Below are 11,120 nucleotides of genomic sequence, written 5' to 3'. Positions count from 1 at the left end.
GTTCGATGCCGTCGTCGGCAACTTCGTCCTCAACCACGTCGGCCGTCCCCGCGCCGTCCTCGCCGAACTGCGCCGCGTGCTGAAGCCGGGTGGACGGGTCGCGCTGACCACCTGGGGCGCTCGGCGCGGTGCCGGGCAGGAGCTGTTCGGGCGGGCCTTCGCGGCGGCGGAGGCCGTGGTGCCACCGGACCTGCCGCGGCTCGATCCCGCCGAGGACTTCGTGCGTACGGCGGACGGGTTCGCGGAGCTGCTCCGCGAGGCCGGCTTCGCGGACGCGCGGGCCGTCGGGCTGGAGTGGGACCACCGCACCACCGTGGACGAGTGGTGGAGCGGACCCGAGGCAGGTGTCGCCACCGCCGGGCTCGTCGTCACCTCGCAGGAGCCGGGGACGGTCGTACGGATCAGGCAGGAGTACGAACGGCTGGCCGGTGAATTCGCCGTCGGGGAACACGAGTCGGCCCTGCCGCACATCGCCTTGCTGGCGTGCGGCAGGGCCTGAGTCGCGGGTCTCAGTTGCCGGAGACCGTGACCTTCTGGTCGTTGTTCAGCTCGTTCACCAGGGTCTTGACCTTGGCCTTGTCCCAGACGAGGTTGCCGCCGACCGAGCCCGAGAGGGGCATGTTCATCGAGGTGCCGTCGCCGCCGCTGACGCCCTTCATCGCCCAGAACATGGACGCCAGGTCCCAGAGCGACATGTCCTTGTCGACGGACAGGGAGTCCAGGCCGGCGCCGAGCGTCGGGTAGAGCTTGAAGGGGTTCAGGAGGGTGCCCGGGGTCGCCACCTGGTGGGCCAGGGCGGACAGGAACTTCTGCTGGTTCTTCGTGCGCTGCAGGTCCGACGCGGCGAACGCGTGCCGGGTACGGACGAAGGCCAGCGCCTCCTCGCCGTTCAGCGTCTGCTTGCCCGCCTTGAAGTTGGCGCCCGAGTACGAGTCCTTGAAGCCCTTGTCGATGTCGATGGTGACTCCGCCGACCGCGTCCACGATGTCCGCGAACCCGTTGAAGCCGATCTCGACGTAGTGGTCGATGTGCAGGCCCATGTTGTACTCGACGGTCCGGACGAGCAGCGTCGGCCCGTCCTCCGCGTACGCCGCGTTGAGCTTCGTCTGCCGGCCCGTGTTCTGGTACGTCTTGCCGGACGTGGAGCCCACGTACGACGGGATCGTGACGTTCGAGTCGCGCGGCAGCGAGATCAGCGTGTCGCCGCTGTCGCCCACGTGCAGGATCATCATCGAGTCCGTGCGCTTGCCCGCGGCGGAACCGGTGTGCAGCTTCTTCTTCTCGGCGGCGGTCAGCCCCTCGCGGCTGTCGGACCCGACGATCAGGTAGTTCGTGCCGTCGCCGCCCGCCGGCCGGTCGATCACCTTCGACAGGTCGACGTCGCGGTTCAGCTTGGAGTCGGCCCAGAAGTAGGTGCCGATGGTGGTCGCGACCAGCACGGTGACCACGGTGATCGCGGTCCACTTGATACGACGCCGCCAGTTCGGCGCGCGCCGCGGACCCCGCCCGCCGTCCGGCCCCTCGGGTCCGCCCGGGCCACCGCCGCCGTAGACCTGGCCGGTGTTGTAGCCGTCGTAGCCGTTGTTGTCGTAGCCGCCCTGGCCGTAGCCGTTCTGGCCCTCGTCGTAGCCCTGGCCGTTTGTGTACGACGGCTGCGGCGGGACTCCGGCGCCGTACGGCGGGGCCTGCGGGCCGCGTCGTACCTGGCGCATCACGCGTGCGCTCTCCGGCTGTGCGTTCGCGCCACCGCGTCCGTACTCGTCGCCGCGGTTGCCGCCGGACCATCCCTCGGGCCAATCGTTCATGGGGCCCAGTGTGCAGGTAGCGGCTATGTCGTTTACAAGGGTCGTAGGAAAATCAGGGCACTGCTGTTGCGAAGCCAACACAAAGTCCGCAGATGTCCACCCCGGCATAGGGTGGCGTCCATGACAGACCTGCCGGGCAAGCCGACGTCCGCCTCCCGGACCACCCTCAGCCACATCATGACCAACGCCGACACGAACCTGCTGGGGACCGTGCACGGCGGTGTGATCATGAAGCTGGTCGACGACGCGGCGGGCGCCGTCGCCGGGCGGCACAGCGGCGGACCGGCCGTCACCGCGTCCATGGACGAGATGGCGTTCCTGGAGCCGGTCCGGGTCGGTGACCTCGTCCATGTGAAGGCGCAGGTCAACTGGACCGGCCGGACCTCGATGGAGGTCGGCGTGCGGGTCCTGGCCGAGCGGTGGAACGAGTCGACCCCGGCCACCCAGGTCGGCTCTGCCTATCTGGTCTTCGCCGCCGTAGACGCCGACGGCAAGCCCCGGGCCGTGCCGCCGGTGATCCCGGAGACCGAGCGCGACGAGCGCCGCTGCCAGGAGGCCCAGATCCGCCGCACCCACCGGCTGTCCCGCCGCCGCGCCATCATGGAACTGCGCGAGAGGCGGGCCGCGGAGGGCCTCGACGACTGAGGCACCGGTGTCCGCTCTGTTACGAACACCCCACCTCGTCCCCGGTCACCACCCCGAACTCGCCCTGCTGCACATCCGCCGCCCGTACTCGCGTGACCTGCTTGAAGTCGCTCCCGGCGATCACCTTCAGCAGCGGCCCCTGCCCCTTCACCGCCCGCAGCTCGCTCCCGGGCAGCGCCGCGGCGAGGGACTTCGCGGACCGGTCCCAGCGGGGGTCGTAGACGACGACCGTCCGTCGTACGGCGTGGTCCGCCGCGCTCACCGGCTGGTGCGTCGTACGGAAGCCGGTCGCCGCCAGTGCCGCGTCGACGCGCTTGCCCAGCCCGCCCGTCGCCGTGCCGTTCTCCACCTGGACCCGGATCTGCTGCGGGGCCACGTCCACCTTCACGGCATTGGCGCGCGGCGTCCGGTGCACGGTGAGCGGCTTGTCGTCGCGCAGGGCCTCGAAGAGCTTGGCCGCCTTCGGCTCGTCCCACTTCAGGGTGGAGCCGATGCCCTTCACGACGTATCCCATCTGCCCGATGGGCACGGTGGTGAACTCGGAGGAGGACGGCGAGAAGGTGCGCATGGCCCGGCCGAGGTCGAGGAGTTCGTCGGTGCCGAAGCCCTTGTCCGCGCGGACCGAGCCGAGCACGGCCCGCGTCACGTCGCGGAACTTCAGCGGGTTCAGCAGCACCCCGGAGGAGGTGGCCTGGTCGATCAGCGCCGCCAGGAAACGCTGCTGGCGCTTCATCCGGCCGAGGTCGGAGGCGCCGTCGACGTGCCGGGAGCGGACGTACTGGAGGGCCTGACCGCCCATCAGGGTGTGGGTGCCGGCGGGAAGATCGAGACCCGTGTACGAGTCCTTCAGGGGTTCGGCGGTGCAGATCTTCACCCCGCCCAGGACGTCGACCGTCTTCATGAAGCTGGTGAAGTCGACCTCCAGGTAGTGGTCGATCTTCACGTGGGTCATCGACTCGACGGTCCGGACGGTGAGGTTGGGGCCGCCCTCCGCGTACGCCGCGTTGATCTTGATGGGGTGCGGTCCGTGCCGTTCGCCGGTGGTCTGGTCGGTGTGCGGGGGCGTCTCGGCGTAGGAGTCGCGCGGGATGCTGACCACGCTGGCGCGCTCCCGGTCCTCCGAGATGTGCACGATCATGATGGTGTCGGTGCAGTGGCAGGGGGCGCCGCCCAGGTGGTACTGGCGCCGCTCCGCCTCGGTGATCCTGTCGCGCCCGTCGGTGCCGACCAGCAGGACGTTCATGCCGTGGCCCGCCCGCGGCCGGTTCTTCATGTCCTTGAAGGGGTCGACGCGGGCGATGTCCGCGTCGAGGCTGCTGACCACCGCGTGCCCGATCCCGGCGGCGGCGAGCACCACCACGGACAGCGTCGTCGCCGCCCGCATGGCCCAGCGCGGCTTCTTCGGCCGTACGGGGGGCCGTGGGCGGCGCTGTGGGGGACGGGCGGCGGGGGAGCGGCGGGGCGGCGTGGGCATGGGGGACACCTCCGCGAGGGCCGTACGTGGGATCTTGAGCACCGTAGGCCCATACGATCTGATACCACCGCAGCCGCCCGGGCGGGGCGCGTCCGTGTCCCCCGTTCGCGGTAACGTGAGCCCCCTATGAACGCCAAGCCCGACGTGCGACTCCCCGCCGTTTCTGTGATCATGCCCGTCCTCGACGAGGAGCGGCATCTGCGCGGAGCCGTCCAAGCGATCCTCGCGCAGGAGTACGCCGGCGAGATGGAGGTCGTGCTCGCCCTCGGTCCCTCGAAGGACCGCACGGACGAGATCGCGGCCGAGCTCGTAGCCGAAACTGCATCTTTTAAAAGCAAGCGTGTGCACACCGTCCCGAACCCGGCCGGCCGCACGCCCGCCGCCCTCAACGCCGCGATCAAGGCCTCCCGCCACCCGATCGTCGTCCGCGTCGACGGCCACGGCATGCTCTCGCCGAACTACATCGCCACCGCCGTACGGCTCCTGGAGGAGACCGGCGCGCAGAACGTCGGCGGCATCATGCACGCCGAGGGCGAGAACGCCTGGGAGGACGCGGTCGCCGCCGCGATGACCTCGAAGATCGGCGTCGGCAACGCGGCCTTCCACACGGGCGGCGAGGCCGGATCAGCCGACACGGTCTATCTCGGGGTGTTCCGGCGTGAGGCGCTGGAGCAACAGGGCGGCTACAACGAGGAGTTCATCCGCGCCCAGGACTGGGAGCTGAACTTCCGCATCCGCGAGGCGGGCGGCCTGATCTGGTTCTCGCCCGAGCTGCGGGTCTCGTACCGCCCGAGGCCGAGCGTGAAGGCGCTGGCCAAGCAGTACAAGGACTACGGCCGCTGGCGGCACGTCGTCGCCCGCTACCACGAGGGCTCCATCAACCTGCGCTACCTCGCCCCGCCGACCGCCGTGTGCGCGATCGCGGCGGGCATCGTGGTCGGCGCGGCACTGACGCCCTGGGGTTTCCTGATCCCCGGCGGCTACCTCGCGGCGATCGCGCTCGGCTCACTCCCGGCGGGCAGGGGACTCTCGCTGAAGGCCCGGCTGCAGATCCCCGTCGCCCTCGCCACCATGCACATGTCCTGGGGCTACGGCTTCCTCACCAGCCCCAAGTCCCTTGCGCGCCGGGTCATCGCGTCCCGGCGGCCCGCGGTGCTCAGCCCGTCCAACAGCTGAGCACCGCCGTAGCGACGGCCCGGACCGCTACCAGACGTAGTTCGGGTCGACCTTCATGCACGCCGAGGTGTCCGAACCGTTGAGCACGTCGGCCGACGTCGGGGTCGTGTCGTCCTCGGCCGGTGCCTTGTACTTGGTGCCGGTGCTCCAGTCCGCGCCGACGACCAGGGTGACCCCGGAGACGCTCGTCGACTTCTTCACCGCGCTCGTCGGGACACCGAGCGCCTTGGCGACCCGCTGGGCGTCGCCCTCCAGGTCGGCGCTCGGATAGCGGACGACCGTCGTGGCCTCGCTGAGAATCGCCGACGAGTCCGCCACCGCCTCCTTGAAGCCCTTGCCGACGAGGAGCCCGGCCACCGCGGTCGCCCGCCCCCGTACCGCGCCCGTGGTGTCGGTGCGGGTGCCGTTCTCCACCTGTACGGCGATCTTGTCGTCGGCGGCGGCCGGATCGGTGGACGCCTTCACCGCGGTCGTCGTCTTCTTCTTGTCCTTGCCGTCCAGCGCGATGTCCTCACGGACCAGCCGGAACAGCTGCGCCGCGTCGGTCGGCCTGGGCACCACCCGGCCGCTGCTGCCCGAGTACTCCCACGGCATCGTCGTCATGGTGATCCGGCCGGTCGGAACCTTCTTCAGTTCCTTGCTCAGGTCGTAGAGCTTGGCGACGGTTCCCAGACCGTTGTCGACCGTGATCGCCTTCGTCGCCGTCTCGGCGAGGCTGCGCAGTTTGGCCGGGTTGCTCAGCGTGGCGTTCTCGCGCAGCTGGCGGACCATCGAGTTCATGTACTGGTGCTGCGCCTTGGTGCGGGCGATGTCGGTGTCGTCCTCGAAGCCGTAGCGGGTCCGCAGCCACTGCAGGGCCTGCTTGCCCTTGACCGACGTGGTGCCCGCCTTCAGCTTCAGACCGGAGCCCTTGCCCGAGGACGTGTGCGAGTAGATGTTGGCCTTCACACAGACCGGCACCCCGCCGATCGCGTCCGCCATCGACACCACACCCGCGAAGTCGACCATCATGAAGTGGTCGATGTGGATGTCCGTCAGTTTCTCCCAGGTCGCCACCGTGCAGCCGGGGCCGCCGCGGCCCAGCGAGTCGTTCGTGATGACGTTCGTCTCGGCCGCGTACTTCTTGCCGGTGTCCGGGTCCGTGCACTTGGGGATGTCCACCAAGGTGTCGCGCGGCATGCTCACGACCGACATGTTGGAGCGGTCCGCCGAGACGTGCAGCAGCATCTGGACGTCGGCCCGCGCCGGGGTACCGAAGGTGTCCTTCGCGCCGCCGAGCTTCTGGTTCTCCGCGGAGTCCCGCGCGTCCGAACCGATCAGCAGGATGTTCAGCGGGGTCTGCCCGGCCGCGTTAGCCTTGGACGCCGCCGCCCTGTCCTTCTCGTCCCCGATGTTCAGGGGGTCTTTCTTTATGTTGTTGTTGAGGTGCTGGTAGTACAGGTATCCGGCGCCGGCCGTCCCGAGTATGACCACCGCGAGGACGGTCGCCGACCAGCGCAGAGCCCGGCGTCTACGGCCCTTGCGGTGGCTCCCGTCCGCGTCCGCCGGTCTCTTCCCGTCCACCGGCGTGAGCGACATCGTGTCCTCAATCGCCGGTCCCTCCCCACGCACGCTGCTCTGAGTCAAGTCCCCACCCCTCCCACGCCGCGCCCTGACACACGGGTCCGCCCCGCGCCCTGTTAGACGCGGAACGGACCCGTGTGGTCACTTACTTGGCGCACTCAACCTTGTCCGCCGTGGACTTCTGGACCCCCTCCGGCGTCGACCCCGCGGTCGAGGTGAGCGGGACGCCGGCTCCCTTGAAGTCCTTGCCCAGGGTCAGCGTCATCGCCGGCAGCCCCTGGGAGTTCTTCACACTCTTGCCCGGCTTCATCGCGGACCCCGAGAGGCCCATGATGGCGGCGAGCCTGCGAGCCTGGTCCGCCTGGTCGGGTGCGTACTCAAGGGTCGTCTTCGCAAGCGCCGCCGGAGCGTTGCCCGCGTTCTCGGACTTGAGCACTCCCTCATCATTCTGCAGCCACGTAAGAGTTTCCTGTGCGCTGCCGGCGTCGGCCCCTCCGTTGAGGATCCGCACCCGCACCGCGGAGGCGGCGGACTTGGTGCCCTTGAGCCGGGCGGCCACGGCGGCCTTCTCCTTCGCGGCCTTCTGCTTGACCGCGGTGAAGGAGGTGTCGCTCTTGATCAGGGAGAAGACCTGCGGGGCGGTCGTGTTGTTGAGGACGACCGTCACCGGGGTCTTCTCCGCCGGGTTGTCGACGACCGGCACGGTGGTGAAGGTCAGGTTCTTCGGGTTGAGCTTGCCCAGCTCCAGACCGAGGTCCTTCAGCTTGCCGATGGTGTCGAGGTTGTCGTCGACGGTCAGCGCCTTGGTGCCGGCCTCCGCAAGCTTCACCATCTTCGAGGGGCTGGTGAGCGTGGAGTTGGACTTCAGTTTCCGCATCAGCGCGCTCAGGAACTGCTGCTGCAGCGTGATCCGGCTCAGGTCACCGCCGAAGCCCACCGAGTGCCGGGTCCGCACGAAGGCCAGCGCCTGCTCGCCCGAGAGATTGTGCGTGCCCTTGGACAGCTTCAGATGCGAGTCGGAGTCGTCGATGTTCTTCGCCAGACAGACCTCGACCCCGCCGACCGCGTCCGTCAGCGTCTTCACGGCGTTGAAGTCGGCCACCATGAAGTCGTCGGGTTGGATCCCGGTCAGCTCGGTGACCGTCCGCACGGTGCAGCTGGGCGTACGGCCGCTCTGGCCGAGGCTGGTGTTGAAGCGGACGCTCGTCGAGCCCGGGATGACCTTCGAGGTGCCGTCCGACTGGGTCGTAGGACAGTCCGGGACGTCGGTGATCAGGTCACGGGGGATGCTGAGCGCGGTCGCGTTCGAGCGGTCCTTGGACACGTGCAGCAGGATCGTGGTGTCCGCGTGGCCGACGCTGCCGGCGTCGCCGTAGCCCTCGTTGCCCGCGCCGGTGCGCTTGTCGGTGCCGATCACCAGCAGGTTGATGGCCTTGCCCTTGCTGAAGCCACCGGTGCTCGCGCCGTCGTCGGAGGCGGTCGTGATGTTGTCGTTGAGGTGCTTGATGTAGAGGTAGCCGCCCCCGGCGACGGCGACCAGCACGAAGGCCAGACTCCCGCCGGTCCACATCAGGATCTTCTTGCCCTTGGCCTTCTTCTTCACCGGCCGGCGACCGCGCCGGGCCGGTGGCTCCTCGGGTGCGCCCCGCCGTCTGCGCGGCGCCGGCACCTCAGGCCCGGGGGTCCTCGGGACCGTCTCCCGCTCCGGCGCCGCCACGCTGCGGTTCTGCGCGGTGGCTCTACGGGGCCCCGGCACCGCTGACTGCGGTGTGGAAGGAGTCAGTCGCAGTTCGTATTCGCCAGTGTTCGGATTGAGTACCCACTGGTCTGCGGGGTCGATGTCGTCCGCCCGCCCACGGCCTTGCGCGTCCACGGTTTACCGAATCCTCCGTCGGGGCCACGCGGCGCCTTCCCCCTTCAGGCGCTCGGGTCTCGTTCATCCGGTGCGCGAGCACACCGGATCGCTCACACTATCCGGCCAGTTGAGCGTGAAGTGACGACGGTGACAAATTCCACGTCCCTACAACCGGTCAATCCGCCCTATTTTTCGGAACAGAAGTTCGTCGACTTGGTGCGCGCTTTACCCGCACCCGTCCTCGGCGGCGGTGTTCCCGCGAAACGTCGGCGCCGGCGTGGCCCCGCCAACTGGCGCCGCATTACTGCCGTTTGTCCCTGAATCCAGCGGAACTTCCTTCGTCACCGCCACGGTTGCGTCCGCCCGCAGTCGAGCGAACAGCTTTTCGGCCTCGGGCTCCACGAGTTGGTCGCGATTCGCGTTGTAGATGTACGACTCCCGTGGAACGGTGAGGAATTGCACATGTTCGGTGGGGATGTTCCGCAAGCCGCGCACCAGTTCGTACAAACCGCGCAGACTGGCCAGATCCGGATCAGTGGTCAGCGACGAAGTCGCCGCGTCCAGCACGGGATACAACTTCGCCGGATTGAACAGCACGTCGTCGCTCTGCACCTTGTTGACCAGCGCGCCCAGGAACCCCTGCTGACGGTCCATCCGGTCGGTGTCACTGCCGTCCCCCAGCGACTTCCGCGCCCGCACATACCCCAGCGCCTGCTCCCCGTCGAGCGTGACCCGCCCCGCGGGCAGCCTCAACTTGGCGGCCTTGTCACGAATGGGAGCCTTCAGACAGACCTGCACCCCATCAACAGCATCGACCATGTCCTTGAACCCGTGAAAATCCACCACCATGTGATGGTCGATCCGCACGTTCGTCAGCTTCTCCACGGTCCGGATCGTGCACCCCGAACCCCCCACCTGGAACGCGTGGTTGAACATCGCGAACATCGGCTCGGTCCGCGTCCCGTCCGGCCGCAGACACCCCGGCACGTCCACCATCAGGTCCCGCGGCAACGACACGGCGGTGGCGCTGCGCCGGTCGGCCGCCAGATGCAACAGGATCGTCGTGTCCGACCGCTCGGTCCCCGAGTCCCGCCCGTACTCCGCGTTCCCGTCCCCGGACCGCGAGTCGGACCCGATGAGCAGGATGTTCTGCGCCCCCTTGACCAGCGCGGTGGGCCGCTCCTTCTCGTACCGGGCGAGCTCGGCCGCGGCGGCGTTGTCCGGCGTGATGTTCCCGTCGAGCTTCGCGTAGACGGCCCACCCGGCCCCGACGGCCCCCACGACGACCACACCGACCCCGAGACCCACCCCACGCACCCACCGCCGACGCCGCCGCCGCACGAGCCCCGCCCCGGACGCGGAAGCCCCCGCACCCGGCCCGAGAACCCCTCCTGCGGTGTCGTCGAACACGTGCGGTTCCACCCCTCATGGCCGTCGGTTCTGCTTCTACGACCATGGCGTGGATGGGGGTGGGGAGGCGGGCGGTAGGGGGCCATCCGGGTGACTGTTGCTTCCGGGCGACTGGTGCTTTTAGGGGCGCGGGGAACTGCGCGACCAGCCCCAACGCGCCTGCACCCGCCAAACAACCCCCGCCGCCCCCCCCTCAGTAGCGCGTAACAGTCACCCGCTCACTCTCAACCCGCTTCGCCAAAGACTCCTCACCCAGCTGATCAAGATTCCGGCACAACACCACGGACCCTCCAGCGGCGAGCGGCCCGTACAACCCCGCGCTCAACCCGTCCCACGAGTCGTACGGCAGCCCCGACAACACCCGGGCCCCCGCATTCCCGTCGGCCCGGGCCCGCTCGACGACCTGCGCTCCGGTCAGCTCCACCCCACCCACGACCAGCGCGGGCTCCTCAGGATCCACCGGCGAGAACGCCACGAACCGATCCCCCTGACCCGGCACCTCAACGGCATAGTCGACGAACCCGACCGGCGTCTGCGGAAACCGCCCCCCAAGCGGCCGCAAGGCAAGAGCAACCCGCTCCCCGCCACACGCCCGCGCCGCTTCCAGGGACTCCGGCCCACTGACAACCACGTCGGCCCCGGAGGGATCCCCACCCACGTCCGCGACGACTCCCACCGACGAACACGCCAGCAACCACACCGCCGTCTGCCAGTGCGCCGGCAAGAGCAACACGACCCGATCACCGGGCCCCGCGCCAAGATCCCCCTGAAGCAGATTCGCGGTCTTGGCCACCCAATTGGCGAAGGTGGCCACGGACAATTCGACACGTTCCCCCGTGGCGTCGTCGTAGAAGGTCACCAGGGGGCGGCCGGGATCCGCGGCGAGCGCGGAACGCAGCAGGTCGGCAGGGGTGCGATCGGTGGCGTTCACCCGCGAAAGCGTACGCGGGCGCACGGCCGTGCACGGAGTGCGGGACCACCGGTTCGGACGAACGGCAGCCGACGGTCCGTCAAATCCCAAATAGACAGATATGTATGACTATGTTCAGGATCAGGGGCATGCGTGGATTTCTTGCTTCCTCGATCGGCGTCACCTGCGCCGCCGCACTGGCCCTCCCGCTCACCCTGCCCGCCACCGCCGCGCCGGCCACGGCTCCGGCTTCGGCTCGGGCGGCGCAGCCAACGAGCGGCG

9 protein-coding genes are annotated in these 11,120 nt (G+C 69.1%); 3 read left to right on the top strand and 6 right to left on the bottom strand.

Translation table 11 applies throughout. The annotated features are described in order from the left end of the window. The coding region (locus R6V09_RS34275; protein WP_317885361.1) for a class I SAM-dependent methyltransferase at positions 1-499 on the top strand (499 nt) is incomplete at its 5' end. Between the two features lie 10 nt (positions 500-509). On the opposite strand, the gene R6V09_RS34270 is transcribed toward R6V09_RS34275, so the two are convergent. Continuing rightward, positions 510-1,805 (bottom strand): LCP family protein, encoded by a 1,296-nt coding sequence (locus tag R6V09_RS34270; RefSeq protein WP_317885360.1) that lies wholly within the window; start codon positions 1,803-1,805, stop codon positions 510-512. Between the two features lie 120 nt (positions 1,806-1,925). Here R6V09_RS34270 and R6V09_RS34265 point away from each other — a divergent pair, with 120 nt between their 5' ends. Then, the gene (locus R6V09_RS34265; RefSeq protein ID WP_317885359.1) at positions 1,926-2,450 is read left to right on the top strand and encodes an acyl-CoA thioesterase; all 525 of its coding nucleotides are present in this window, start codon (positions 1,926-1,928) and stop codon (positions 2,448-2,450) included. A gap of 19 nt (positions 2,451-2,469) precedes the next feature. Here R6V09_RS34265 and R6V09_RS34260 read toward each other — a convergent pair whose 3' ends face one another. Further along, positions 2,470-3,924 carry an LCP family protein gene (locus tag R6V09_RS34260; RefSeq protein WP_317885358.1) on the bottom strand — a complete coding sequence of 485 codons (1,455 nt, stop codon included), beginning with the start codon at positions 3,922-3,924 and terminating at the stop codon, positions 2,470-2,472. Positions 3,925-4,050: 126 nt separating this feature from the next. Here R6V09_RS34260 and R6V09_RS34255 point away from each other — a divergent pair, with 126 nt between their 5' ends. Beyond that, on the top strand, positions 4,051-5,100 hold the full coding sequence (locus tag R6V09_RS34255) for a glycosyltransferase family 2 protein (RefSeq protein ID WP_317885357.1): 1,050 nt from the start codon (positions 4,051-4,053) through the stop codon (positions 5,098-5,100). Between the two features lie 27 nt (positions 5,101-5,127). Here R6V09_RS34255 and R6V09_RS34250 read toward each other — a convergent pair whose 3' ends face one another. From R6V09_RS34250 to R6V09_RS34235, 4 genes are all read right to left on the bottom strand, one after another. After that, on the bottom strand, positions 5,128-6,678 hold the full coding sequence (locus R6V09_RS34250) for an LCP family protein (RefSeq protein WP_317885356.1): 1,551 nt from the start codon (positions 6,676-6,678) through the stop codon (positions 5,128-5,130). Between the two features lie 130 nt (positions 6,679-6,808). Further along, positions 6,809-8,536 (bottom strand): LCP family protein, encoded by a 1,728-nt coding sequence (locus R6V09_RS34245; protein ID WP_317885355.1) that lies wholly within the window; start codon positions 8,534-8,536, stop codon positions 6,809-6,811. A gap of 207 nt (positions 8,537-8,743) precedes the next feature. Beyond that, on the bottom strand, positions 8,744-9,928 hold the full coding sequence (locus R6V09_RS34240; RefSeq protein WP_442810206.1) for an LCP family protein: 1,185 nt from the start codon (positions 9,926-9,928) through the stop codon (positions 8,744-8,746). Positions 9,929-10,121: 193 nt separating this feature from the next. Further along, positions 10,122-10,859 (bottom strand): TIGR03089 family protein, encoded by a 738-nt coding sequence (locus R6V09_RS34235; protein WP_317885354.1) that lies wholly within the window; start codon positions 10,857-10,859, stop codon positions 10,122-10,124. Between the last annotated feature and the right edge of the window lie 261 nt (positions 10,860-11,120).

The organism is Streptomyces sp. W16, from assembly GCF_033194735.1.
Lineage (GTDB): Bacteria > Actinomycetota > Actinomycetes > Streptomycetales > Streptomycetaceae > Streptomyces.
This window is presented reverse-complemented; position numbering and strand designations above follow the sequence as displayed.

Bases quoted from the DNA above. Each gene is read 5' to 3' on its own strand.
- R6V09_RS34260 (WP_317885358.1), bottom strand. From the start codon at position 3,924: ATGCCCACGCCGCCCCGCCGCTCCCCCGCCGCCCGTCCCCCACAGCGC.
- R6V09_RS34250 (WP_317885356.1), bottom strand. From the start codon at position 6,678: ATGTCGCTCACGCCGGTGGACGGGAAGAGACCGGCGGACGCGGACGGG.
- R6V09_RS34265 (WP_317885359.1), top strand. From the start codon at position 1,926: ATGACAGACCTGCCGGGCAAGCCGACGTCCGCCTCCCGGACCACCCTC.
- R6V09_RS34270 (WP_317885360.1), bottom strand. From the start codon at position 1,805: ATGAACGATTGGCCCGAGGGATGGTCCGGCGGCAACCGCGGCGACGAG.
- R6V09_RS34255 (WP_317885357.1), top strand. From the start codon at position 4,051: ATGAACGCCAAGCCCGACGTGCGACTCCCCGCCGTTTCTGTGATCATG.